Origin of the sequence: Uliginosibacterium sp. TH139, from assembly GCF_002855595.1 — a bacterium.
Lineage (GTDB): Bacteria > Pseudomonadota > Gammaproteobacteria > Burkholderiales > Rhodocyclaceae > Uliginosibacterium > Uliginosibacterium aquaticum.
The window spans coordinates 327,052-353,030 of sequence record NZ_PKRR01000003.1; the positions used below are offsets into that span (position 1 = coordinate 327,052).

General features: G+C 63.3%; 20 protein-coding genes. 10 read left to right on the forward strand and 10 right to left on the reverse strand.

Features of this window, described 5'->3' with window-relative positions; genetic code table 11:
* Position 1: 1 nt before the first annotated feature.
* From C0V76_RS08590 to C0V76_RS08605, 4 genes are all read right to left on the reverse strand, one after another.
* On the reverse strand, positions 2-490 hold the full coding sequence (locus C0V76_RS08590) for a MarR family winged helix-turn-helix transcriptional regulator (RefSeq protein ID WP_101941979.1): 489 nt from the start codon (positions 488-490) through the stop codon (positions 2-4).
* 42 nt (positions 491-532) lie between these two features.
* On the reverse strand, positions 533-724 hold the full coding sequence (locus tag C0V76_RS08595) for a hypothetical protein (RefSeq protein ID WP_101941980.1): 192 nt from the start codon (positions 722-724) through the stop codon (positions 533-535).
* 78 nt (positions 725-802) lie between these two features.
* The gene (locus tag C0V76_RS08600) at positions 803-1,966 is read right to left on the reverse strand and encodes a porin (protein ID WP_158239183.1); all 1,164 of its coding nucleotides are present in this window, start codon (positions 1,964-1,966) and stop codon (positions 803-805) included.
* A gap of 306 nt (positions 1,967-2,272) precedes the next feature.
* Positions 2,273-3,427 (reverse strand): substrate-binding domain-containing protein, encoded by a 1,155-nt coding sequence (locus tag C0V76_RS08605; protein WP_101941982.1) that lies wholly within the window; start codon positions 3,425-3,427, stop codon positions 2,273-2,275.
* Between the two features lie 68 nt (positions 3,428-3,495).
* On the opposite strand from C0V76_RS08605, the gene C0V76_RS08610 reads away from it, so the two are divergent.
* Together C0V76_RS08610 and C0V76_RS08615 are read left to right on the forward strand one after the other, a co-directional pair.
* Entirely contained in the window at positions 3,496-5,703 is a 2,208-nt protein-coding gene (locus C0V76_RS08610) for a trehalose-6-phosphate synthase (RefSeq protein ID WP_101941983.1), read from the forward strand.
* Positions 5,704-5,808: 105 nt separating this feature from the next.
* Complete coding sequence (locus C0V76_RS08615) at positions 5,809-6,081, forward strand: hypothetical protein (RefSeq protein WP_101941984.1); 273 nt, start codon at positions 5,809-5,811, stop codon at positions 6,079-6,081.
* Between the two features lie 85 nt (positions 6,082-6,166).
* On the opposite strand, the gene C0V76_RS08620 is transcribed toward C0V76_RS08615, so the two are convergent.
* A complete protein-coding gene (locus tag C0V76_RS08620; RefSeq protein ID WP_101941985.1) occupies positions 6,167-7,330 on the reverse strand; it encodes a porin in 1,164 nt (387 codons plus the stop codon).
* Positions 7,331-7,612: 282 nt separating this feature from the next.
* Here C0V76_RS08620 and uvrA point away from each other — a divergent pair, with 282 nt between their 5' ends.
* Entirely contained in the window at positions 7,613-13,243 is a 5,631-nt protein-coding gene (uvrA, locus tag C0V76_RS08625) for an excinuclease ABC subunit UvrA (protein WP_101941986.1), read from the forward strand.
* A 66-nt stretch (positions 13,244-13,309) separates the two neighbouring features.
* Here the strand turns inward: uvrA and C0V76_RS08630 are convergent, their stop codons facing one another.
* A complete protein-coding gene (locus C0V76_RS08630; RefSeq protein ID WP_158239184.1) occupies positions 13,310-15,319 on the reverse strand; it encodes a TonB-dependent siderophore receptor in 2,010 nt (669 codons plus the stop codon).
* Positions 15,320-15,480: 161 nt separating this feature from the next.
* On the opposite strand from C0V76_RS08630, the gene C0V76_RS08635 reads away from it, so the two are divergent.
* The 6 genes from C0V76_RS08635 to C0V76_RS08660 are packed head-to-tail and all read left to right on the forward strand — an operon-like array spanning position 15,481 to position 19,194.
* On the forward strand, positions 15,481-16,296 hold the full coding sequence (locus C0V76_RS08635) for a BPSS1780 family membrane protein (protein WP_101941988.1): 816 nt from the start codon (positions 15,481-15,483) through the stop codon (positions 16,294-16,296).
* Positions 16,296-17,045, forward strand: coding sequence for a BPSS1780 family membrane protein (locus C0V76_RS08640; protein ID WP_101941989.1), 750 nt, complete (start codon positions 16,296-16,298; stop codon positions 17,043-17,045). The genes C0V76_RS08635 and C0V76_RS08640 overlap by 1 nt, the downstream gene beginning before the upstream one ends.
* Positions 17,042-17,698, forward strand: coding sequence for a nicotinate-nucleotide adenylyltransferase (gene nadD / locus C0V76_RS08645; protein WP_101941990.1), 657 nt, complete (start codon positions 17,042-17,044; stop codon positions 17,696-17,698). The genes C0V76_RS08640 and nadD overlap by 4 nt, the downstream gene beginning before the upstream one ends.
* A 12-nt stretch (positions 17,699-17,710) precedes the next feature.
* Complete coding sequence (gene rsfS, locus C0V76_RS08650; protein WP_101941991.1) at positions 17,711-18,085, forward strand: ribosome silencing factor; 375 nt, start codon at positions 17,711-17,713, stop codon at positions 18,083-18,085.
* A gap of 10 nt (positions 18,086-18,095) precedes the next feature.
* Positions 18,096-18,566: a 23S rRNA (pseudouridine(1915)-N(3))-methyltransferase RlmH gene (gene rlmH, locus C0V76_RS08655; protein ID WP_101941992.1), complete on the forward strand. Its 471-nt coding sequence runs from the start codon at positions 18,096-18,098 to the stop codon at positions 18,564-18,566.
* Between the two features lie 7 nt (positions 18,567-18,573).
* Positions 18,574-19,194 carry a nucleoside triphosphate pyrophosphatase gene (locus C0V76_RS08660; RefSeq protein ID WP_101941993.1) on the forward strand — a complete coding sequence of 207 codons (621 nt, stop codon included), beginning with the start codon at positions 18,574-18,576 and terminating at the stop codon, positions 19,192-19,194.
* Between the two features lie 234 nt (positions 19,195-19,428).
* Here C0V76_RS08660 and C0V76_RS08665 read toward each other — a convergent pair whose 3' ends face one another.
* The 4 genes from C0V76_RS08665 to ubiB form a co-directional block, all read right to left on the reverse strand.
* A complete protein-coding gene (locus tag C0V76_RS08665) occupies positions 19,429-20,481 on the reverse strand; it encodes a VanZ family protein (RefSeq protein ID WP_101941994.1) in 1,053 nt (350 codons plus the stop codon).
* 13 nt (positions 20,482-20,494) lie between these two features.
* Positions 20,495-22,042 carry a sodium:solute symporter family protein gene (locus C0V76_RS08670; RefSeq protein ID WP_101941995.1) on the reverse strand — a complete coding sequence of 516 codons (1,548 nt, stop codon included), beginning with the start codon at positions 22,040-22,042 and terminating at the stop codon, positions 20,495-20,497.
* A gap of 169 nt (positions 22,043-22,211) precedes the next feature.
* Entirely contained in the window at positions 22,212-22,925 is a 714-nt protein-coding gene (locus tag C0V76_RS08675; RefSeq protein ID WP_158239185.1) for an ABC transporter substrate-binding protein, read from the reverse strand.
* A gap of 229 nt (positions 22,926-23,154) precedes the next feature.
* Entirely contained in the window at positions 23,155-24,678 is a 1,524-nt protein-coding gene (gene ubiB / locus C0V76_RS08680; protein ID WP_101942234.1) for a ubiquinone biosynthesis regulatory protein kinase UbiB, read from the reverse strand.
* A 158-nt stretch (positions 24,679-24,836) separates the two neighbouring features.
* Between ubiB and hemE the strand changes: the two genes are divergently transcribed.
* Positions 24,837-25,898, forward strand: a complete 1,062-nt coding sequence (gene hemE / locus C0V76_RS08685; protein WP_101941997.1) for a uroporphyrinogen decarboxylase — start codon at positions 24,837-24,839, stop codon at positions 25,896-25,898.
* The last annotated feature ends 81 nt before the right edge of the window (positions 25,899-25,979 follow it).

The following is a 25,979-nucleotide window of genomic DNA, read 5'->3' on the forward strand; positions in this document are numbered from 1 at the left end:
CTCAGCCTTCCGGCAATAGCTCCAGCAAGGCCGCCTGGACCCGCGCCAGGTCGGCATCGAGGCGCCGCAAGAGAGCTTCATCGAGGCTCGCCAGCGCCTCTGGCAGAGGCTCGCTGCCCCCTTGAGGCCAGGGCGCAGGCAGGGGCTTATCGGGCTCGCACAGATACAGGGCCACCGTCCGGCGATCACTGCCGGTGCGGCGCACCTCCAGCCAGCCCTGCATAGTGAGCGGGCGCAACATGTTGCTGACGGTGGATTGATGCAGGCCGAGTTCGCGCGCCAGCTCATTCACCCCCAGCCCGGGCCGGGCCTGCACGCACTGCAGGGCACGCAGCTGTGGTAGACCAAGGCCGGTTTCGCGTTCGCGACGACGCGCATGCCGGCGTGTCGCATTGAGCAGCAATTGCAGGCGCCAGGCAAGGCGCTCCGCCGGATCTTCCGGTGCTGTGCTGGAGGAAAACCGGATGGCATCCGGGTCAAGAGCAGGCATGGGGCGATGATAGCCGCATAAGCCCCGCCGAAACAGCGCTCTTCAGACCGGCGAGCAGCGCTCCAGCGCCGTCTGCACCAGGCCGAGATCCCGCTCCAGGCGTTGTAACAGCCCCTCATCAAGCCGGCTCAGCCCTGCCAGCATGGCTTCAAGTCCAGCCTCGTCATCCGCTACGGCAAGCAGCTCTTCCAGCAGCATCAGCCGCAGCAGCACTTCCCTGGCGTAGGTGTTCATGTGTGTTCTCCGTGCAGCCGAAAAAAAGGCAGCCCGAAGGCTGCCTTTTCAAGTCGTTTGACACTTCCGGAGGAAGGATCAGAACTCCTTCACGAAACCCACGCGGGTGTAACGCTCGTCGCGCTTGGTAGCGGAACGGGTTGCGCCGAAGCCAGCAGCGGTGCCGTCATAGCCACCCACGCTGTTTTCGTTGCGTTCCCAGTCGCTCTTCTGCACAGCGCCGTAGACATACACGCTCTTGGTCAGGAAGTAGGCGCCGCCCATCATCCAGCCATGGCCGCTGTTACGGTTGCTGCCGACGTCACGCACGATCGAGTACTCGACACCGACGGAAGCCTTGTCGTTGAAGTTGTACGACACGACGGCGTTGGTGATCTTGTCCTGATAGGCGGTGTTGAGAGCGCGAGCGCGACCATTCTGGGTGGAGTAGGTGCCCGCCAGCTTCAGACCACCGATCGGGAACACCGACACGAAGGCGCGTTGGAAACGCATGCCATCTTCGCTTGCATCGGTCACGCCGGTGCTGGCACGGCTCACATAGTCGTAACCGCCGTTCACCACCTTGCCGAAGGCGAACTGGAAGCCACCGCCCAGAACGTCGCCGCTGCTGGTGCTGTTGACGTTGCTGTCACCGCTCTTACGGCCATCACCAATAGCGTAGATGGCTTGGCCACCGATCTTGAAGGAGCCGAGGCTCAGGGTCGGGGTCAGGTACTGGGTGGTACGGTTGGTCAGCGCGGTCATGCGGTAGGTGGAGATGCCGTACTTGACGAATTCCAGATCCTTCGGCTCAACCATGTAAGGCTTGCTGGCGACGTAGAAATCGTCACCGAAGTTCTGCACGCCCCACTGCACGCGACCGAGCATGTTGCTCTTCAGGTACACGGCCTTCTTATCGTTGGAGGTCAGGCCGCCCACACCGGCAACGGTGGAGGTGGTGCTGTTGTTGGTGGCCTTGCCATCGAAGAAATCAGAGAAGCGCAGATCGATGCTGACACCGGCTTCCAGATCCTTGTTGATGGTTTCCTTGGCGCTGACGGTGATGCGCGAGGTGGAAGCGCTGCCATCCGACAGGGTTTCGGTGGTCTTGCCGCCGTTGGAGCCGCCGCTGGTATCAGCGTTGGCGGTCTTCTTGAATTGATAACCGGCATCAACCTTACCGCCGATGGTCACGGAAGTCTGGGCGAACGCGGCGCCGGACATCAGGCCAGCAACGGCCAGGGCAATGAGTTTCTTCTGCATGGATTTCTCCTCACGTGAATGGATGACTCTCTCGCCGAACCCCGCCGATGGCTGGATCCCCGCACCCTGCGGGGCCACCCCGGCATGGCTGCGGGGCGGACGTTGATCAGAGGTCAGGGCGATTTGACCCGCAGCGCCCCACCCCCTCAATTTCGTTATTGCCGGGCAATCTGTTTGAAATCGCGTCAGGGCACACCTGAAAGCCATGCCTGGCGGGGATTGCTCGTAGCGCTCGGGAGAGCCGGCCGGGAGGGGAAAACCCCGAACTGGCGCAACAAGGTGTTGCACCAGAACAACAACCCCGCTTTATTCAGGGGCTTCGCCGGCCTGTGGCGCATGCAGGGCGAACTCGGCCGGAGACAAACCGATCTCGCGTTTGAACACCACGTGCATGTACTGCTGGGTGCGGAAACCACAATGCCGGGCAATCTCCGAGGTGCTCAGCTCACGCCTCGCCAGCATGCTTTTGGCCTGGGCAATGCGCCGACGCAGTAGCTCGTCATGCACGGTCACCCCCAGTTGGGTCAGGAAGCTGCGCTCCAGGGTGGCACGCGACACGCCCATGAAATCCGCCACCTGCTGCGCCTTGATGCAGCGCCCCAGTTGCGCATCGATGAATTCCAGCGCGCCACTCACCAGAGTGCTGGCCTTGCTGCTGGTTGCCGCCAGTTGCACCCCTTGCGGCGCAATGGCCAGCCCGGCCGGCGCCTCCAGCGGGCGCTGCAGGCGCCGGCGCAACAGCTCTGCGGCCTTGCGCCCAATTTCTTCGGCAGGCTGAGTCACTGAAGAAATCGGCAGCGGTGATAGGGCGGCCACCAGCGGATCATTGTCAATCCCGACGATCGCGATGTCGCGCGGAACCTGGCGCCCCGCCTGCTCGCACAGCTGCAGCAACTCCCGCGCCGCCGAATCATTAACAGCGACTACACCGGTGCGGGTGGGCAGAGCGCGCACCCAGTCGAGATCCTGCGCGCTGGTGGCACTGCCATCCGGTGGCGAAACCGCTTCACGCAGGCGCGGATTGGCCCCCGCCTGCGCCCGGAAGCCCTCCAAGCGCTCCCTGGCCCAGGGCATGTCCTGATAACGCAGAAGGGAAAAGCCGGCCAGGTACTGCACCCCGTTTTCCCGCAAATGCGCGATGGCCAATCCGATCATGGCCGCATTATCCGCACACACCCGCGGCTCCGCAGCGGCGAGTCCGGCACTCGCAGCACTCGCGATGAACACCCCCGGCAGCGTGCTTATCCGAGGCAGAACGAGTTCAAGTCCGGGCGTTTCAGCATCCGTGATGAGGCCATCCATGCCGCTCAGATCTTCCGGCAGGCGCTTGCTGATGCTCAGGCGCCAGTCCAGCTCGCTGCCGCGCACAAAAGCCCCTACGCCGCTCATCACGGCACGATGGAAAGGTTGCGCGCTATCCAGAACCAGCAGGATGTTGCGCACGCGCTTGGTCTTCATCATGACTCCGGTTGAGGTACACAGCCGGCGAGTGTACTGTATTGCCACAAATACATTGCCCGTCTTCCTTGATGCATTTACGGCTCTACCTGCGCCTGCTGGCCCCCCTGCTGCTGATCCTCGCCCTTGGTGGCTGGCTGGCCATGAACGTGACCGAAGAGCTCACCGAGCGCTGGTTTCTGCGCGATCTAGGCTTGCGCGGCAACCTGATTGCCAATGCCCAGTCCGACACCATCAGCAAGGTGCTCGACAACGGTCAGTGGGATCGCATCCACGCCCTCTTCGAGCGCACCATCCGCGACGAACGCCTGAGCGCCATCGCCCTGTGCAGCACCAATGGCCTGCTGATGCATCGCACCAAGGATTTTCCGACCGACCTCGACTGTGCCCAGGCCCACGCCCTGCAACGCAACGGCAACGTGGAACTCACCCTGCCGCTCGGCAAGGTCATGCTGGGGATCTTCCCGGTCAGCACCGAAGAGCATCACATTGCCGATCTGGTCCTGCTGCACGATTTGGCCTTCGTTGAGCGCCGTACCCGCTTGTCGCAGCAATACCTGCTGGTGTTCATGCTCATGATGGGGCTCACCGTCGCCTTGCTGATCGTGCTCCTCACCCAATACAACTGGCGGCGCTGGAACCTGGCCCTGCGCACAATGCTCAATCCGGCCAGCAACACCCTGGCCGCTCCGCCGGAATTCCGCTCCTTCATGGATGATCTGCGCACCCGTCTGCGCGACCTGGAGGACCACTACCGCCACGGTCAGTACAGCGACGCCGACTGGACCGCGGAACGCTTGCGCAGCCTGCTCGCCAGCCATCTGCACGGAGACGAACTGCTGGTCGTTTCCAACCGCGAACCGTGGACCCATGAACGCATTGGCGACGCCCTGCTCGTGCGCCAGCCCGCCAGCGGCCTGGTAACTGCGCTTGAGCCGGTGCTGCAGGCCTGCTCCGGCACCTGGATCGCCCATGGCAGCGGCAACGCGGACCGTGAATGTGTCGACGCGGCAGACCACCTGATGCTGCCGCCCGGACAACAGGATTACCGCCTGCGCCGCCTGTGGCTCAGCGAGGAAGAGGTGCGCGGCTATTACGACGGCCTCTCCAACGAAGGCATCTGGGCTCTGTGCCACCTGGCTCACGTGCGGCCGGTATTCCGCGAGGCGGACTGGCAGCACTACCGCCAGGTCAACCAGCGCTTTGCAGATGCCGTGATCGCCGAAGCGCGCAGCCACAACCCGGTGGTACTGGTGCAGGATTACCAGCTGGCCCTGGTACCGGCACTGATCCGCCAGCGCCTGCCGGAAGCCACTATCCTTTGCTTCTGGCACATTCCCTGGCCTACGCCGGAAGCCTTCGGCATCTGCCCATGGCGCACCGAGATTTTGCAAGGTCTGCTGGGCTCGACCATCCTCGGCTTCCAGACCCGTCACCACCAGCAAAACTTCCTCGCCACGGTCGAGCGCTTCCTCGAGGCGCGCCTCGAAACCGAGCGCTCCAGCGTGTTCCATGCCGGCCGCGAAACCCTGGTCGACAGCTATCCGATCTCGATCGCCTGGCCCGCCACCACGCCGGACAGCGCCCACCAACGGCAGCTCGGCCGCGAAGCCCTGGGCATCACAGCAGGACAAAAGCTGATTCTCGGCGTCGATCGTTTCGACTACACCAAGGGCATCGAGGAGAAGTTCATTGCCTTCGAACGCCTGCTTGAAAAACACCCAGAATGGATTGGCCGCCTGTGCCTGCTGCAACTGGCCGCCCCGACGCGCAGCAGCCTCGCCGATTACGCCGCGCTCAGCGAACGCGTGGCACGCCGTGCGATGCAGATCAACAACCGCTTCGGCCGCCCCGGCTATACCCCGGTCACGCTACTCGTGGAGCACCGCGACCAAGCTGCGGTGCGGGCACTGTATGGCGCCGCCGATGTGTGCGTGGTGAGTAGCCTGCACGACGGCATGAATCTGGTGTGCAAGGAATTCGCTGCCGCCCGCGACGACGAACAGGGCGTGCTGGTGCTCTCCAGTTTCGCTGGCGCTGCGCGCGAACTCGGTGAGGCCTTGAGCATCAACCCCTACCACACAGAATCCTTCGCCGACACGCTGCAACAAGCCCTGTGCATGCACCCGGCCGAGCAGCGGGAGCGCATGAGCAGCCTGCGCCGGCAGATTCACGACGCCAACGTCTACCTGTGGGCTGGCCGCATGCTTGAGGATGCCGCCCGCTGGCGCTTGCAGGCGCGCATGCATGAGCGACTGCATCGCTATCAGCACAGCTGAATGCCATCCAGCCGTCGATCCGGCACGCTTGCAGCCTGCCCGCTGCCCATGTCTCAATGCCGCGTCTATGCTTGAATCGTCAAACGCTTCATCCTTGGATTTGCCATGAACCGATTCCCCCTAGCCCTTCTCGCCCTGCTGCTGTGTTCCGCCTGCTCCGTACAAGAGGTAAAGGAAGGCAGCAAGAGTGCCAGCAGTGAGGTTTCCAAGGGCGCCAGCACAGTCGCCAACGGCGCTGTGGAGGCGGCCAAGGTCGTGAAGGACACGGCCGTCGAGGCCTATCACGGCGCCGGCGAGATCGGCAAACAGATCGGCAACGATGCCGCCAGCGCCGGCAAGGAAGTAGGCAAGAAGACCCGGGAAACCTTCAGCAAGTAAGCCGCTGCCAGAGCACAAAAAAAAGGCCCACCGTGAGGCAGGCCCGAATTCAACTGTGAAGGAATCTTTGCAGACTAGGTGCGGATCAGAACTCCTTGACCAGACCGATCTTGGTCAAGCGGCTGTCCAGCTTGCTGGCCGTCGATGAAGTCCCGAAACCGGAAGCTGTGCCATCGAACTTGCCACCGATCTTGTCCTGGTTCCGCTCCCAGTCAGTCTTGGTCACCGCCGAGTACAGATAGACGCTCTTGCTCAGGAAGTAGGTGCCGCCGAATTGCCAGGCATGGCCGCTGTTACGCTCGTCCCCCACATCACGCACGATCGAATAACCGAAGCCGATGTTGGCCTTGGCATTGAAGTTGTAGGACACCACCAGGTTAGTGTTCTTGTCCTGGAAGGGCTTGCCCGCCGCGTAGCCTGAGTTGTTGATATACACCCCCGCAATCTTCAGGCCTGCCCACGGAAAAAGGCTGAAGTAGGTGCGCTGAAAGTGGAAACCGTCTTCTGCCGTCGCATTGCTGGTGTAACGCGTCCAGCGGTCATAACCGCCATCAATCAGCTTGCCGAATTTCCACTGGATGCCGCCTGCCAACACATCCCCGCTGCCGGTGCCATCGACATTGCTGGCGCCACTCTTGCGGGCCTCACCAAACGAGTAAGTGCTCATCGCAGCCAGCTGGAAATCGCCAATGCTCAGCGTTGGGGTGATGTACTTGGTGGTGCGGTCGGTCAGGCTGGAGGCGCGATAGCCCGAGATGCCGTACTTGACCAGTTCGGTATCCTTTGGCTCGACCATATAAGGCTTGGTTGCCACGTAGAACTCATCACCGGCATTCTGCACACCCCAGTGGAGCTCACCGAGCAGCTTGCTCTTGAGGTAGACCTCTTTTTTGTCGTTGGAGGTCAGACCGCCGATGCCAGCCAGTGTCGAAGTCGTGCTGTTGTTCACGCCCTTGCCGTCATGGAAGTTGGAGAAACGCATGTCAAGGCTGACCCCGGCTTCCAGATCATTGTTGATGGTTTCCTTGGCGCCGATCGTGATGCGCGAGGTGGAAGCGCTGCCATCGGTCAGCTGTTCGGTCGTGCTACCGCCGCAATCGCCGGAAGTGCCGCAGACGCCGTCTGCCTTCTGGGTCATACCGAACTGGTAGCCGGCATCCACCTTGCCGCCAATGGTCACGGAAGTCTGGGCAAAAGCGGCGCCGGACATCAAACCGGCTACAGCCAGAGCAATAAGTTTTTTCTGCACGATGAGTCTCCTGACATTATTTGAATGATCCTCCGGTCGTGCCGGCAATACGGCCAGATCCGCTCCCCGCGGGGTTCCGGCTTGCGGCGGCACGACTGTTGATCAGAGGCAGGGCGATTTGACCTGCAGCCGCAAGCGGGCTCAATTTCGTAATCCGCCAGCGGCGCTTACGAAATAAAAAGACCAATCCGCGCATACACAGGATTAATGGACTCAAGCAGCGCCAGACGGCGCTTCCTGCCACAATTCAGACGTACAAGAACAGCGCCACCCAGCCCCGACATGTCGCATCCATACAACAAAGCCAGCATCCGCATTCGCGGTGCTCGCCAGAACAATCTCAAGAACATCAGTCTCGACATCCCGCTCGGTGAGCTGGTGGTGGTGACCGGCCCCTCCGGCTCGGGCAAGAGCTCGCTGGTTTTCGACACGCTCTACGCCGAGGGCCAGCGCCGCTACGTCGAGACCTTCTCGCCCTATGCGCGGCAGTTCCTCGACCGCATGGACAAGCCGCAGGTCGACGCCATCGAGGGCGTGCCACCGGCAATTGCCATCGACCAGAGCAATCAGGTGCGCACCTCGCGCTCCACGGTCGGCACCATGACCGAGCTGGCCGATTACCTGAAGCTGCTCTACGCCCGCGCCAGCCACCTGTATTGCAAGGGCTGCGGCGCAAAAGTCGAAAAGGAAACACCGCAGACTATCCTCGCCGCGCTGGCCACGCGCTGCCCGCAGCATGAGGACCCGCGTCTGGCCATCGTCGCGCCCCTGCCGGTTCCCGAGAATTTCACGGTCGAAGAAATGCACGGCCATCTGGAGCGCCAGGGCTTCACCCGCATCACCGGGGATGACAAACGGATTCTGGTGACGGTGGATCGCTTCCGCTTCGGCAATGCGGAGACGGCTCGCGTATCCGAAGCGCTGGAGGCCGCGCTGAAGCTCGGCAACGGCAAGCTGGAGGTGCATCTGGGCGGCGAAGCACTGATCGAGGCCGCCGCCGGGCAGGTCTGGAAATTCTCCGCCGACCTGCACTGCGCCGAGTGCGACATCCACTACAGCGCGCCCACCTCGGCCAACTTCTCCTTCAACTCCGCCGTCGGCGCCTGCGAGACCTGCAAGGGCTTCGGCCGCGTGATCGGCATCGACCCCGGCCTGATCGTGCCGGACGAATCGAAGACGCTGGCCGGCGGCGCGGTAAAGCCCTGGCAGAGCGAGAGCTACAAGGAATGTCAGGACGACCTGATGAAAATGTGCCGCCTGCGCGACGTGGCCACCGACATCGCCTGGCGCGATCTGCCCGCAGAACATCGGCACTGGGTCATGGAAGGCGAACCGGAGTTCAAGAGCTGGCAACGCTCCTGGCCGAAATACTGGTACGGCGTGCGCAGCTTCTTCGACTGGCTGGAAACCAAGGCCTACAAGATGCACATCCGCGTGCTGCTCAGCCGCTACCGTGCCTACACCGACTGCCCGGCCTGCGCCGGTGCACGCCTGAAGACGGATTCGCTGCTGTGGCGCGTGGGCTCGAAAGCACAGGCAGATACCGCGCTCGGCACGCAAAGGCGGCGCTTCCGCCCCAAGGGCATGCGCTTGGCCGACGCGCAGCTGCAAGCCCTGCCCGGCCTGTCGCTACACGACGCGATGAGCTTGCCGATCGAACGCGCGCGCGATTTCTTCCGCGAGCTGCAGATCGAAGGCAGCGCAGGCGACGCGGTCGATCTGGTGATGAATGAAATCCGCGGGCGACTCAGCTACCTGTGTGAAGTGGGCCTCGGCTACCTCACGCTGGACCGCCAGAGCCGCACGCTCTCGGGCGGCGAGGTGCAGCGCATCAACCTGACCACCGCACTCGGCACCTCGCTGGTGAACACGCTCTTCGTGCTCGACGAGCCCTCCATCGGACTCCACCCGCGCGACATCGACCGCATCAACGGCGTGATGCGCCGCCTGCGTGACGCGGGCAACTCGCTGGTGGTGGTGGAGCACGACCCGGCAGTGATGCTCAATGCAGATCGCATTGTCGACATAGGCCCCGGCCCTGGGGCTGCCGGTGGCCACATCGTTTTCAACGGCACGCCGGACGAACTGCGCGCCCGCACCGACACCCTCACGGCACAGTACCTCGGCGGTCACAAGCAGGTCGACGCCGGTCTGGTGCGCCAGAAAGTTGAAGTCAAAACCCCGCGCCTCAAGCTGCTCGGCGCCAGCGCCAACAACCTGAAGAAGGTCGACCTCTCCATTCCCCTCGGACGCTTGGTCTGCGTCACCGGCGTGTCCGGCTCGGGCAAATCCACCCTGATTCAGGATGTGCTGTGGCCCGCACTGAAAAAGGCCAAGGGCGAAGCCACCGAAGCACCGGGCGCGTTTGCGAAGCTTGTCGGCGAAGACCTGATCGAAGCCATTGTCATGGTCGATCAAAGCCAGATCGGCAAGACCACACGCTCCAACCCGGCCAGCTACGTCGGCGCCTTCGACGTGATCCGCAAGCGCTTTGCGGCCCTGCCCGACGCGGAGCAACGCGGCTACACCGCCGGCACCTTCTCCTTCAACTCCGGCGATGGGCGCTGCCCAACCTGCGGCGGCAACGGCTTCGAACACGTCGAGATGCAGTTCCTCTCCGACGTGTATCTGCGCTGCCCGGACTGCGACGGCAAACGCTATCGCCCCGAAATCCTCGAACTGCAATTGCAGGGCAAGAACATCGCCGAGGTGCTGGAACTGACCTGTGCCGATGCGCTGAACTTCTTTGCTGGTGACAAGGATCTGGTGCGCGCCATCCAGCCACTGGTGGATGTCGGCCTCGATTACCTGACCCTCGGCCAGCCGGTGCCCACGCTCTCCGGCGGCGAAGCGCAGCGCCTCAAGCTTGCCGGGCATCTGGCCGAGTACGCGGCCAAATCCTCGAAGAAGAAAGCCTCCACCAAAGGCAGCCTGTTCCTGTTCGATGAACCGACTACGGGTCTGCACTTCGGCGATATCGTGAAGCTGCTGCGCGCCTTGCGCGCACTGGTCGACGCCGGCAACACCGTGCTGGTTGTCGAGCACAATCTGGACGTCATGCGCGCAGCCGACTGGTTGATCGACCTCGGCCCGGAAGGCGGCGACGCCGGCGGCGAGATTCTCGTTGCCGGCACGATTGAAGACCTGATCGCCGAGCCGCGTTCGCATACCGGGCGGGCGCTGGCGGAATACCGGCTCGATGCGGCGCCGATCAAGTCCGCCGAGCCGCGCGTACGCTACCTGCCGGTGCAGGCGCCCAACACCATCCAGATCACCCACGCCCGCGAGCACAACCTCAAGAATGTCTCGCTGGCGATCCAGCACAACAAGTTCACCGTGGTCACCGGCGTGTCCGGCTCGGGCAAGTCCACGCTTGCGTTCGACATATTGTTCGCCGAAGGCCAGCGCCGCTATCTCGAATCGCTGAACGCCTACGCCCGCCAATTCGTGCAGCCGGCCAGCAAGCCGGATGTGGATGCGATCCACGGCATCCCGCCGACGGTGGCCATCGAGCAGCGCACCAGTCGCGGCGGGCGTAAAAGCACCGTCGGCACGCTCACCGAGGTGCATCACTTCCTGCGCCTGCTCTTCGTGAAGCTCGGCACCCAGCATTGCCCGGACTGCAACTGCGCGATCGAACCGCAGAGTCAGGACGCCATCGCCGCGCGTCTGCTGCGCGACTACCGCGGCCACAAGATCGGCCTGCTCGCCCCGCTGGTGGTCAATCGCAAAGGCCTGTACACCGAGCTGGCGCGCTGGGCCAAGAACAAGGGCTACACCCATCTGCGCGTCGATGGCGAGTTCCTGCCAGTCTCGCCCTGGCCACGCCTGGACCGTTTCAAGGAACACAACATCGAACTGCCGGTATGCGATGTGGAAGTGCATGCCAACCACGAAGCGGAGCTGCGCGAGAAGCTCGCCGACGCGCTGGGCATCGGCAAGGGCACGATCCGCGTGATCACGCCGGAGGGTGGCGACGCGGTGTTTTCCACCCTGCGCGCGTGTCCCTCTTGCGGCACCAGCTTCCCGGAGCTGGACCCGCGTCTCTTCTCCTATAACTCCAAGCACGGCTGGTGCGAGAGCTGCTGCGGCACCGGCGTGGAGATTCCGAAATGGATGAAAGACCCGGAGGTCGACGTCGCCGAAATGGAATTCGCCGGACTCGATGACGAAGACGGCGCGGAAGTGGAATGCCGCAGCTGCCACGGCGAGCGCCTCAACCCGGTAGCACGCGCGGTGCGCTATCGCGAGGTGTCGATCACCGGTTACAGCAAGCGTTCGGTGAACGCGCTGGGCGAATGGGTGAATGGCCTGCAGCTCGAAGGCCGCGAAGCCGGCATCGGCCGCGACATCATCAGCGAGCTCAAGCACCGCCTCGCCTTCCTGCACGACGTGGGCCTCGGCTACCTCGCGCTGGATCGCGCCGCGCCCACACTCTCCGGCGGTGAGGCGCAGCGAATCCGTCTGGCATCCCAGCTCGGCAGCAATCTGCGCGGCGTGTGCTACGTGCTCGACGAACCCTCCATCGGACTCCACCCGCGCGACAACGGCGTGCTACTGGACATGCTTGAAGCATTGCGCGCCAAGGGCAACACGGTGGTGGTGGTGGAGCACGATGAAGAAACCATCCGCCGCGCCGACGAAGTGCTGGACCTTGGCCCCGGCGCCGGCACGCGCGGCGGGCGCCTGATCGCCCAGGGCACGGCGGCACAGCTGATCGCATCAAACGATTCTGTCACCGGCCAATGCCTGCGCGAGCCGCTGCAGCACCCGCTGCACAGCCGCGCTGCGCCTGCCTCTGCAGACCCCTTCATCGAACTCGTCGGTGGCACGCTGCACAACCTGCAAAACGTGGCCGTACGCGTACCGCTGAATCGCCTGACGGTGGTCACCGGTGTCTCCGGCTCGGGCAAATCCACGCTGGCGCGCGATGTGCTGCACGCCAACCTGAAACGCCTGATCGGCGGCGACGAAGACGAGAAGGCCAAGCCCGCCGGACGCAAATCCGCCAAGCTGATGCCGCGCACAGAGAAGCTTGCCAGCGGCATACAGGGCTGCGCGTCGATCACCGGCTGGCAGGCGGTCGGCCGCGTGCTTGAAGTGGACCAGACGCCGATCGGCAAGACGCCGCGCAGTTGTCCTGCCACCTACGTCGGTTTCTGGGACGAAATCCGCAAGCTCTTCGCCAATACCGAAACCGCCAAGCTGCGTGGCTGGCAAGCCGCACGCTTCTCCTTCAACACCGGCGACGGGCGCTGCCCAAGCTGCGAAGGCGCGGGCGTGCAGACCGTGGCGATGAGCTTCCTGCCGGATGTGAAAGTGCATTGCGAAGTCTGCGACGGCGCGCGCTTCAACGCCGACACGCTCACCGCGCTGTGGCGCGAGAAGAGCATCGCGCAGGTGCTGGCGATGGAAGTCGACGAAGCCGTCGAGTTCTTCGCCGCGCATCCCAAGGTCTCGCATCCGCTCAGGCTGCTGCAGGACGTGGGCCTCGGCTACCTCACGCTGGGACAGGCCTCGCCGACGCTGTCAGGTGGCGAGGCGCAACGCATCAAGCTCGTCACCGAGCTGGCGAAAGTGAAGACCGACCCGGCCGCACGCGCCTCAAAGTTCAAGAGCCCGCACACGCTCTACGTGCTGGACGAGCCCACTGTCGGTCTGCACATGGCCGACGTGGCGAAGCTGATCACCGTGCTGCATCGGCTGGTGGAGGCCGGCAACACCGCGCTGGTCATCGAGCACGATCTGGACGTGATGGCCGAAGCCGACTGGCTGATCGACATGGGGCCGGAAGGCGGCGACGAGGGCGGGCACGTGGTGTATGAAGGCCCGCTGCAGGGGGTGCTGCAGGCTGGCAGCCACACCGGCAAGGCGCTACGAGACTTTCTCAGGCGCACACAGCAGGGGAATTGAGCCTGGTAACAATCCACGTCGCGCAGCGGGGCTTCGCGACGTGGGCCTCGCTCCCGCGGGGCTGGATTAGAGTTCGACGGCCAGCCCCAGGTAGCCCACGGCCGACACCCGGTTGGCCGGGCATTGGCCTTGCAAGCTCTGCTGCGAACGATCGGCCACTTCCTGATGGCGCTCGCCGATATTGATCGCATTCAGCGAAAACTCGTACTTGCGTCCGCCAATCCGGGTGGCATAAGCGATGCGCGCATCGAAGGTGTTGTATGCCTTGGCGACATAGCTGTAGATCGGCACCATGCCATCCCCACCCGCCAGCGGGCCCATGCGAAAAGCCGAGATCATCGAGCTCCAGCCTGCACCCCAGCCTTGCTGCCAGGAAAGACTGGCGGTGTAAGGAGAGACGCGGTGCTGCAGGGCCTCATCCGCGTCCATCCTCACCATGCTGTGATTGAAGATCCAGTTGCCCTCACGCCAGGGGCTGAACTTGAACTGGTATTCGATGCCGGTGAGGGTGACCGGATTCGCCGCATTCACATACTGTGCGGAGTCCGTGTAGGTGTTCAGAACCGGCGATAGCGGCGACACGGCTGCCTGACGGTAGATGAAACCACGCACCCGCTCACGGTACAGGCGCACGTCAAGTGAGGACGCCATGGGCTTGAAACGGCCCAGATAGCCAAGCTCCACGCTATCCACCTGGGCCTGCCGGAGATCGGGATTCGGCACATAGGGATGCTGGATCAGGAGGCCGGTGTTCTGCTCGGTCGCTCGCACATCGCCCGAGGTTTCGAAGGTCGGGCGCTGGGTCCAGGCCCGAGCGGCACCGGCGCGCAGGGTGTCGCTGGCACTGGCCTGCCAGTTCAGGAACAGTCGCGGCGCTACATGCGCCGGCTCATGCTCGTACTGCTCCAAAGCTGCGCCACCCGTGAGCTGCCAGCCCGGCCGGAATTTCCATTCGGCATTACCAAAGAGACGTCCCATCTGGGTCACAACCGACTCGTCGCCGGCATACAGATAGTGCGCATCCACTTCATCACGACGCACTTCAAGGCCCCACACGGTCTGGGTATTGCCCGTCGGTGAGAGGCGCTGCTGCAATTCAACGTGATCACGCACCGCGCGCCGGTCGAGATCCACTGGCACCACCGGCCCTCCCGGAAAATACGGCGAATCGGCTCCGCGTGCGTTCCAGCGCTCGGCTATCCGTTCCTGATTGCGGTAGTAGTGCAGCAGCAACTCCTCGCCCGCTTTCGGCGCATGACTCCATTCAGTATGGAAGGTGTAGCTCTGGCTGCGAATGTCGCGCAGCGCATTGTTGCTGTTAACCGAGTCCGGATAGCCGGCCCCCTTGTCGGCATCGCTACCCGCCAGACGCACGCTGAGTTCGTCGATGGCACTGATCCGGTAGTCGCCACGCAGGCTGAGGATATTCACCTCGCGGCTGTCATTCACATTGGCAAAACCACTGTCGCGCTGGCGCTGAGCGTTCACACGCAAGCTCATGTCACCCAATTTGCCGTTACCACCAGCTGCAATATCGAGCAGACCGGGATATCCGCCATTGATGGCAACATGCCCGCCCGGCGCCTCATCGCTGTGACGCGTGATGATATTGATCACACCGAGGAAGGCATTGGCGCCATAAGTAACCGGGTTGGAGCCACGCACTACCTCGATACGCTCAATGTCATCGATGGTGATCGGCAGCGTGCTCCAGTCCACCCCGCCAAAGGCGGCCGGCGAATACACCGAGCGGCCATCGATCAACACCTGCATCTCCGAGGGATAGGTGGAGGACAAGCCGTGATAGGTCACCCACTGCGTGGTGGCACGCTCCTGCCCCACCTGCATGCCCGGCACGAGGCGGAACAGGCGGCCGATATCGCGGTAGCCGGTCGCCTTGATGAACTCGCGATCCAGCACAGTCACCGCCCCCGGCGCTTCATTGAGCGGCTGGGGCAGGCGCGAAGCCGTCAGCACCGTCGGCAGCTCTTCAAAGTAAGGAGCTTCGCTCGCCGCACCGGGGCCGGCATGCAGCCAGGCCGGAAGGGTCAGGATCAATAGGGTAGTCACACGCATGCGGCGAATTATAGGCATGCCAACAGACTGCCGAACTGTGGAATATGTCACGCTTGTGGCCGAATACCACCCGGCACTGCGGCCCGGCAGCGATCTGTGCTAGCCTCTGATTCGCCCGCGCGCCCTGCGCCCGGCCCTGTTTACCCTCCCCTCGCAGCTCCATGAACCAGACCGCATCATCGCTTCGCCACCACGGCCTTGCTCACCTGCCGCAGGCCCGTCGCGTCAGCCCCCTGCGCTGTTTTTCCTGGCTGGCCGCCGGCTGGCGCCTGTTTGCAGCCCATCCGGCAGACTGGATCCTGATGGCTCTCGGCGCCTTCGCGCTGCTCGCCGTGTCCACCTTGCTGGTGCCGATCCCGCTGATCGGCCCGATCCTGCCGCCCTTGCTGCTGGCTCTGCTGATGGGTGGCATGCTTGAAGCCGCGGGCCGCCAGCGTGCAGGGGAAAGCACGCGTTTTGAACTGCTCTTCGCCGGTTTCCGCCTGCATGCCGGCAACCTGACCCTGGTCGGCCTGTTCTACGCGATCCCGCTGGTGCTGCTGCACCTGCTTGCCTACCTGGCCCTGAGTGGCGGCCTGCTGGTAAGCCTGCTGGGGATTTCGCTGGGCGCCACGGTCAACAGTCTGGCCGCCAGCGCCATGGGCGTGCTGGCCGATCTGGGTGTGGCCCTCGTCGTCTTCCTGCTGTTGTGGGGCATGATGCTGCTGGCTCTGCTGCTGGCCCCGGCCCTGATCATGAAGGACAACATCGCCTCCTTTGACGCCATGCGCCTCTCCCTCAAGGCCAGCCTGCGCAATCCCGGCGCGATGTTCATGCTCGCGATCATGTTCTACCTGCTCTTCATCCTGGCCTTGCTACCGGCCGGGCTGGGCATCCTGATCTATATCCCGGTCGTCGTCGGAGCCGTACAGGCGGCGCATACCGAACTCTTTGAACCGGATCCCGAACCGCCGCTGCCGAACGGAGCCAACACCTGATGCAGGCCAGAAGCTTTCCGCCCGCCCAGGGCTGGCAATGGCTGAAGACCGGATTTGCAGTGTGGCGCCGCGCGCCGCTGATGCTCATCGCGGCCAGCATCACCCTGCTGATGACACTCTTCGTGGCGCTCATCATCCCGCTACTGGGGCAATTCCTGGCCTCCTTCGTGCTGCTGCCGCTGGGCGTTGGCATGTTCCTGCTGTGCGGCGCCGTCCGCGCTGGCCAGCCAGCCCAGCCCGGCATGCTGTTCCGCGGTTTCCGCCTGCATCTGCCGGAGCAGGTGGTGCTAGGCCTGCTGCGTATCGCCGGACAATTGCTGGTGATGTGGCTGGCCGGCCTGCTTGCGGGAGTCGACGGCTCGGCCCCGCTGCTGCAAGTGGCCGAAGATGGCCAGAGCGCCAGCATTACGCCCGAGCTGCAGCCCTTCATGTTGTGGGGCCTCGTCCTCGGTCTGCCACTGGAAATGCTGTTCTGGTTCTCGCCGGTCCTGATCGCCCTGGCCGAGGTGAAGCCCATGAAGGCGGTGTTTTTCAGCGCGGTAGCCTGTTGGCGCAATCTTGGCGCGATCTGCGTCTTTTTCGCGGCCTGGGCAGTGATCTGCGTGGCGCTGCCAGCCATGCTGGTCAGCCTTGCACCGGCTTTGCTGAGCCTTCTTGCTCCGCCAGCCCTGCTCATCATGATGCCGGTCTTCTACGCCAGCTTCCATGCCGCCGCCTGCGACATCTTCGGCGAGGCCCTGCGGGCATGAGCCTCAGCCCGCCGCTGGGTATCCTTGGCGGCACTTTCGATCCGATCCACTATGGTCACCTGCGCATGGCCGAGGAAGCCCGTGAGGCCCTCGGCCTCGCCCGGGTGCGCCTGATTCCAGCAGGCCGCCCGCCACATCGCGAGCAACCCGCCACGCCGGCCGAGATGCGTCTGGCCATGACCCATCTGGCGGTAGAGGATTGCCCCCATCTGGAAGTCGACCCGGCCGAAGTACTGGCCGACGCCCCCAGCTACACCGTGCCGACGCTGGAGCGCCTGCGCGCCGAGCTCGGTCCGGACCAGCCGCTGGTACTACTGCTGGGCATGGACGCCTTTCGTAGCCTCGCCAGCTGGCACCGCTGGCAGGATCTGTTCAGCCTCGCCCATATCGGTGTCGCCACCCGCCCTGGCTATACCCTGGCCGAGCAGACCCTTGGCGACAGCCTCGCAACCGAGCTGCAAAGCCGCAACGCGGCCCGCCCTGGCCTGCTGGCAGCAACACCCGCCGGCCGCATCGCCAGTTTCGCGATGACTCCGCTGGCCATTTCGGCCACCGCCATCCGCGCCACCCTCACCCACCACGGCAGCCCGCGCTTTTTGCTGCCCGACGCGGTTCTGGACTATATTCAGGACCATCATCTCTACCAGACCTGACGCACCCGCTACATGGAACTCCGCAAGCTGCAGAAAATCGTCGTTGATGCTCTTGAAGACATCAAGGCGCAAGATATCGAAGTTATTAACGTCACCAAGCTCACCTCACTATTCGATCGGGTGATCATCGCCAGTGGCAGCTCCAACCGCCAGACCCGGGCATTGGCCAACAATGTGCAGGAAAAGGTCAAGGAAGCCGGCGGTGAAATATTGAGCACCGAAGGTGAGGAAAGCGGCGAGTGGGTGCTGGTCGACCTGGGCGACATCGTCGTTCATCTCATGCAACCTGCCGTACGCGAGTACTACAACCTCGAAGAGTTGTGGTCCACCACCCCCGCTCGTCGTGGCAAGCTGATCGCAGCCAACGAGGCGGCGGCACGCGAGTAATCATCCAGCCATGAAACTGGTCATCGCCGCAGTCGGCACCAAGATGCCGGCCTGGGTCGAAACCGGATACGCAGAATTCGCCAAGCGCCTGCCGCGCGACTGTCCGCTCGAGCTGCTCGAAGTCAAAGCCGAGCCCCGTACCACCGGAAAAACCCCGGCGGCCATGATGGCGGCAGAAGCCGAGCGCCTACGCGCGGCCCTGCCTGCACGGCGCCGGCTGGTGGTGCTGGATGAGCGCGGCGACGACATCAGTACCCGCCAGCTCGCCGAACGCCTGCAAAAATGGATGGGCATGGGCGACGATGTGGCCTTCGTGATTGGCGGACCGGACGGGCTGGATCCTGCGCTGAAGGCCGAGGCGCAGGAGAGGATCCGTCTCTCCAGCCTCACCTTGCCGCATGCGATGGTGCGGCCCTTGCTGGCCGAGGCCTTGTACCGAGCCTGGAGCCTTGTGAACAACCACCCTTATCACCGTGAATGAGGCCGCCATGCCGCCCTTCAGCCATCCCCGCATTTACCTGGCCTCACGCAGCCCGCGCCGGCGCGAGTTGTTGCACCAGATCGGCGTCGAGTTCGACACCCTCACCTTCCGCGCCCCGCCGCGCGATGATGCCGACGTATCAGAAGCCGTGCTGCCCGGCGAGGATGCCGAAACCTATGTCCAGCGCGTGGCCTGTGCCAAGGCCGACGGCGCCTTGCGCCGCTTGGGCTGGCGCAGCCTGCGTCCACAACCGGTGCTGTCGGCCGATACCACGCTGGATCTGGACGGGGAGATCATCGGCAAGCCGGATGATGAGACCCACGCCGTCGCCATCCTGCGCCAGTTGAGCGGGCGCAGCCACCGCGTACTGACTGCCGTAGCGGTCGCCGACGCGAGTCGCATGGAGCACTGCCTGTCGGTCAGCACGGTGCATTTCCGCCCGCTCGACGACGAGGATATCCGCCGCTACATCGCCAGCGGCGAACCTTTCGACAAGGCCGGCGCCTATGGCATTCAGGGGCGCGCAGCAAGCTTCATCCGCGAGATCAGCGGCTCCTACACCGGCATCATGGGTCTGCCGCTGTTTGAAACCTCGGAGTTACTGCGCAAATTCGGACTGGAAGTCTGATCGCGAACGGCGCTGGCCTCAGAAGCTGTTCCCGATCTTGCTGCGAGGCCGTGATCAGGGCTCATGCGCTGCTCGGAATCCTCATTGATCAACATAAACTCCGGCTCCTGTGCTGCGCTTCCCCACGGTTTGCTTTGCACAGCAAACCGGCTGCGGCAGCGCAGAGCAGGCGCTGCTAAACCCTGCCTCGCCCCTGCTGACGGCCTCTCCTCTCGCTACAGATCGTGCAGCTTCTCAGCGCCGCTGCAGACCTGCCTGCGCTGACAGCCAGGCCAGTGCCAGAAAAGGCCACAGCGAACTGACCAGCTGGGTGAGGCCGTAGAAATTCAGAAAGTGCCCCTGCTGCAGGGTGCGGACCGAAGCATCGATGAAGGGATTGTCCGGCGCAAGATTGACCAACGCGGTACTCAGCAGCAGAGTCAGGCTCACCAGCGCGTGCTGGCTCCAGCGCGGCAGGCGCAACGCCAGCACACTCAACACGGCCCCCAGCAGCAAGCCCCGCACAGCGCCCGGCGTCGCCCATTGCCAGGGATCGGCCGGCACCAGAAACAAAGCACACGCCAGGGTGCGCAGGGCCAAGCCTGCCAACAGCACGCCGAGCAGGCGCGGCAGCGAAGCTTCACGACTGCCGCGCGCCAGCAGCAGTCCCAGCGCCAAGGTGCTGCTGGCCACCACCGCCGTCTCCAGCAGCAGATAGCGGCGCGCCGAGAAAGCCAGCGGCGCCGGCAGATCCAGCAGACTACGCAAATCGCCATTGCCGAAGAGCAGCCCGGTCGGCTCCAGTTGTGCCAACCACCACAGCCCCACCAGCAGCAGCCCGAACTCTCCAACATGCCCCGGCAACAGCGCTTGACGCCGCCAGCGCTGCAGGGCTCCCCCCTCGGCCAGGAAATGGCCCCAGCGCAAGCCCGCCAGAGCGCCCAGCACTCCGCCAAAGGTATTGGTGGCCAGATCGAGATTCGACGAGATACGCCCCGGCAACCAGTTCTGCGCGAATTCGATGGCAAAACTCAGCAGCAGACTGGCCAGCAGAACGCCCAACACGATCCGGCCCGGCTTGCGCCGGCTGGCAATGCTGGCCGCCAGGGTAAAACCGAAAGGCAGGAAACCAGCAATGTTGAGCCATACATCGAGCTGCGAGATGTATTTCTGCCAGGGCGCCACAAGAAAGGCCAGCGGCGACACGCCCGGACTGGTCCAGCCGGAAAAAGGGTGCAGGCAGGCATACAGGGTGAGCCCCAGCCACAGGGCGCACAGATAGCGAGGCAGGCGACCGTGGGGGTTCATCCGGCCGCCAGGCTCACGGCCGCGGGGGGGTGTGCTCGGTCAGACCGGCCGCCATTCCGTGATGCGCCGCCTCACCAATATGATGGCCATGGTGCTGGCGCATGCCCTCGGCCGCCGTAGGCAGCCACTGCGGCAACAAAGAACCCGCCACCATCGCCGCAACGCTGGCGAGCAGGCCAATGAACTGTGGCGGAATGGTCGTTGCCAATTCGATCCAGGCCGCGGGAGCGGGCAGCCAGCCCATCATTGGCAGCAACAGGCTGATCCACACCAGACCACCGAAGGCAATAGCAAAGATCGCCCCCTGATTGGTTGCACGCTTCCAGTACAGGCCAAAGGCAAGCGGCGCGAAAGCCATGGCCAGTGTCACCGAATAAGCCTGTTCGACCATCTGGTAGATCGAGGCCTCGCTGTTGAGCGCGAAACTCAGCGTGAGGCCAGTGAAGACCACCACGATGATGCGCGTCATGCGCAGGAAGTGCGCGTCGTTCATCCCAGGCATAAAGCCACGCAGCACGTTTTCCGAGAATGTCACGGAAGGCGCCAGCAAGGTGCCCGAAGCCGTACTCATGATGGCCGACAACAGGGCGCCAAAGAACAGCACCTGCGCCAATACGGGCATGTGCGTCAGCACCAGCTGAGGCAGGATCATCTGCGAATCGCCCCCTTCGGCCAGATGAGTGGCCACCAGTTCAGGCGCCACGATGGAGGCCGAGTAGGCAATAAACAGGGGCACAAAGGCAAAGAAGAAATACCCCACCCCGCCAGTCACGGTGCCCCACACTGCGCCCGTTTCGTTGCGCGCCGAATTCACGCGCTGAAACACGTCCTGCTGGGGAATGGAGCCGAGCGCCATGGTCGAGAAACCGGCAATGAAAGCCACCCACTGCAGCCAGTTGCCCTTGGGCAGCAGCTCAAGCTTGCCATTGGCCGCCATATGATCGACCACCGTACCTACGCCGCCAGCCATATCGCCCACTGCGTAAGCGATGTAGAGCAGACCTGCAACGATCACCAGCATCTGCATGAAATCCGTCAGCGCCACCGACCACATGCCGCCATAGAGCGTATAGAGCAGCACCACGCCGGTACCAATGACCATGCCCCACTCCGGCGTGATCTGGCCTCTAGAGAGCACGGCGAAGACCAGCCCCAAAGCAGAGATTTGCGCCGCCACCCAGCCAAGGTAGGAAATCGTAATGACAATTGAGGTGATGATTTCCACCGCGCGGCCGTAGCGACGACGGTAGAAGTCGCCGAGCGTCATGAGATTCATGCGATACAGCGGAAGTGCGAAAAACAGGCCGAAGAAGATCAGCGCGGCCGATGAGCCAAAGGGATCGGCAATGATGCCGGACATGCCATCCTTGACGAAGGTAGCCGAGATGCCCAGCACGGTTTCCGCGCCGAACCAGGTCGCAAACACGGTTGCGACAGTAATGTAAAAAGGCAGATGGCGGCCGGCGGTAACGTAATCGCTCGAGTTTTTCACGCGCGTGGCGGCATACAAACCGATACCCACGGAGACCAGCAAGTACAGAACCACAAAAGCAATCAGCATCTCGAAACTCCGGTGCGCGAGCGTCATGAGCCCGCAGTGCTGCGATCCGGCCATCCGCCGTAGAAACAGGGGTTTAGTGCCGAATTATACCCACAGGGGTAGGTTTCATAGGCTGGGGAATCCAGGGTTTTTCCACTTCGCACGAGCGTGCGAAGGGCTGGCACAACGATCAGGGCAGACGAATGACCGGCGGGGTGCCTGCAAAACGTTCCAGGTGCTTTTTGAGCAAGGCGTCCGGCACGCCTTTGCGATCGAGCGCTTCGAGTTTCCGGTTGATCTCGGCTATCAACCCCTGGTGTGCCGATTTTTTGCTGAACGCAAAATGGATGGCTTGATCCGAAATCATCGGCTGGAGGGCGCTGATCACGCCCGCTTCAGGGTGGCTCTGCACGTAGGTCATGCCCGTGTAATAACCGGTGACGAAATAGTCGATCCGCCCGAGGAGCAGTTTACGGAAATTGTTTTCCATGGACGGAGCCCCTTCCATGGTCAGATTCAGCCGCAAGAACTCATCAAAGCCGCCCCCGAAGGTATCGCCCGCGCTGTAGCCTCCCTGGCGCCCCTGCAAGGAATTCCAATTGCTGAACCTGAAGCGGCGGTCTTCCCGCACGAACACGGCAATCGGATTTGCAAACGCGCGGTGGGGCACGAAATTCAGAAACTCCTCACGCTCAGGCGTTTTGCGCAAGCTCAGCAGCATGTCGATCTGGCCGTCGGCAGCCAGCGCCAGCACACGCTTCCACGGATAGACCAGCGCCTTGAACGTCACGCCGGCTGGTCGAACAAGCTCCAGCAATTCGATGCTTGCCCCATCAAACGCAGTCTCGCTCACCGCCCAGTGATAGGGTGGATAGCCAGGATTGGTCGAATAGGTGACAACCACAGGCTCCTGCTGAGCGAATACCAGCCATGGCAGGCAGAAAAGTGCAGAGCCCAGAGATCGCCGAAATCGCCCACGCACAAGTCTGCTCCTGTTGCGTAACCCACTTCAGCTTAAAGGGCAGCAGAAAACTTCCGCTCCGCCTTGCCCTGATGGCTCACTCAGGCAGCACAAGTTTCAGCACAAGCAGGAAAGAACCGGACAGGAACCACCATCGAGCGCAGCATAGCGGTCAAAGATAGGGTTTCAGCACGTCCAGCAGAACCAGCCCGGCAAGCATCACGCTCAGCGTGATCAGCCAGCGGTTGCGGCGCTGCTGCAGGGCCATCAGCTCGGCATGGCGTGCCGCCGCGCGCTCCTCTGCATCACTGGCCAGGACCCGGTGCAGGAGCCGTGGCAACTGCGGCAGCGTGGCGGCCCAGTTCGGCGCCTCGTCTTTCAAATGGCGGATGAAGGCTCGCCAGCCAATCTGCTCGCTCATCCACTTCTCGAGGAAGGGCTTGGCGGTCTGCCACAGGTCCAGATCGGGGTCGAGCTGACGACCAAGGCCTTCGATGTTGAGCAGGGTCTTCTGCAGCATCACGAGCTGCGGCTGCACTTCCATCTCGAAGCGGCGTGCGGTCTGGAACAGACGCAGCAAGGTTTTGCCGAAGGAAATATCTTTCAGCGGGCGGTCAAAAATCGGCTCGCACACGGCGCGGATCGCAGTTTCGAATTCATCCACACGGGTATGCGCCGGCACCCAGCCCGCATCGATGTGCGCTTGCGCCACACGCTTGTAGTCGCGCTGAAAGAAGGCCAGGAAGTTCTGCGCCAGATAGGCTTTGTCGCGGTCGGTAAGGGTGCCCATGATGCCAAAATCCAGCGCCACGTACTGGCCGTTGGCGGCGACGAGGATGTTGCCCGGATGCATGTCGGCATGGAAATAGCCGTCGCGGAAAACCTGGGTGAAGAAGATTTCCACCCCGGCGCGTGACAGCGCCTTCAGATCAACGCCTTGAGCGCGCAGAACATCCGTTCGCGACACCGGCGTGCCGACCATGCGCTGCATCACCAGCGCCCGCTGCGCACAGAAATCCCAATACACCTCGGGCACCTGAAGCAGGCTCGAGTCCTTGAAATTGCGCCGTAGCTGCGAGCAATTGGAAGCCTCACGCATCATATCCAGCTCGTCTTCGAGATGACGAGCGAACTCCTGCACGACCTCCCGCGGCTTGAGGCGACGGCCGTCGGCCCACAGCTTTTCGATCAGGAAAGCCGCCGTATCCAGCAGCGCCACGTCATGCGCGATCACAGGCTCGATGCCAGGACGCAGCACTTTCACGGCGACTTCGGTGCCGTCCGGCAGCACTGCGAAATGCACCTGGGCCACCGAAGCGGAAGCCACCGGCTCGGGCTCGAAATGCTTGAACACCTCGCTCACCGGCTGACCATATTCCGCCGCCAGAACCTCAAGCACCTGGTTCGACGGGAAAGGCGGCACCCGATCCTGCAGCAGGGCCAGCTCGTCGGCAATATCCAGCGGCAGCAGATCGCGGCGGGTGGACAGCATCTGGCCGAACTTCACGAAAATCGGCCCCAGCGACTCCAGTGCCAAGCGCAAACGCTCGCCACGCGGCGCTGCAAACTGCCGAGCCGGCAGGAGTCGATGCAGCCATTCTCCAAAACGGGTATTGGCTGCATGTTCGCGGATCATCTGATCCAGACCGAAGCGCAGACTGACGGTGATGATCTTGGCGAGGCGGAACAGGCGCACGATGAGGCTTGGGCGGGGGAAAGGGGCGATGGTAGCACCGCCTTCGACGAAGGACTGCGGAGTATGACCAGGCACTTCGTCCCGTCATTTCACAGGCTGGGCCTTCACTCAGTCCGGTCTCACTTACAATCCCTCCACCCCAAACCGAGCGCCCTGCCATGACCCGCCCCACCAACGACACCCTGCTGCGCGCACTGCTGCGCGAGCCGACCGACTACACCCCGCTGTGGCTGATGCGCCAGGCTGGCCGTTACCTGCCCGAATACCGCGCCAGCCGCGCCACCGCAGGCAGCTTCATGGACCTGTGCCGCAACGCCGATTTCGCCACCGAAGTCACCCTGCAACCGCTCGAGCGCTTCCCGCTCGACGCTGCCATCCTGTTCTCCGACATCCTCACCGTGCCGGACGCGATGGGCCTGGGCCTGTCCTTCGCCGAGGGCGAAGGCCCGCGCTTTGCCCGCCCGCTGCGGGATGAAGCCGCGATCCGTGCGCTGGATGTCGCGCCGATGGAAAAGCTCGACTACGTCTTCAACGCAGTCGCCGCGATCCGCAAGGCGCTGGGCAATCGCGTGCCCCTGATCGGTTTCTCCGGCAGCCCCTTCACGCTCGCCTGCTACATGATCGAAGGTCGCGGCTCGGACGACTTCCGTCACATCAAGGGCCTGATGTACTCGCGCCCGGACCTGCTCCATCACATCCTCGACGTGAATGCGCGCACCGTTACCAAATACCTGAACCAGCAGATCGAGCACGGCGCGCAAGCCGTGATGGTGTTCGACACGTGGGGCGGCATCCTCACCGGCCCGGCTTATCGCGAGTTCTCGCTGGAATACATGCGCCGCATCGTTACTGGCGTGAAGCGCGAATACAACGGTCAGCGCGTGCCAGTCGTTCTGTTCACCAAGGGCGGTGGTCAGTGGCTCACCGACATGGCCGATACCGGCTGCGACGCGCTGGGGCTGGACTGGACCGTTGACCCAGCTCAAGCGCGTGCCCTTGTGGGCAAGCGTGTCGCGCTGCAGGGCAACATGGATCCGATCTCGCTGATGGGTTCGGCCGAAGGGGTCGCCGCCGAAACCCGCCGTGTGCTGGAGGCCTTCGGCCCAGCGCCAGGGCACGTTTTCAACCTTGGTCACGGCATTTCACAGCACACCCCGCCGGAGAATGTGGCCGTGCTGGTGGACGTTGTGCACCGCCACAGCCGAGCCCTGCGCACATGAAGCTGGAATGACGGTTTTATTGCAGCCGGGAAAGCGTAAAGCCCGCTGCAACTGGGTTTGCACTAAGTAACAAACACCTGG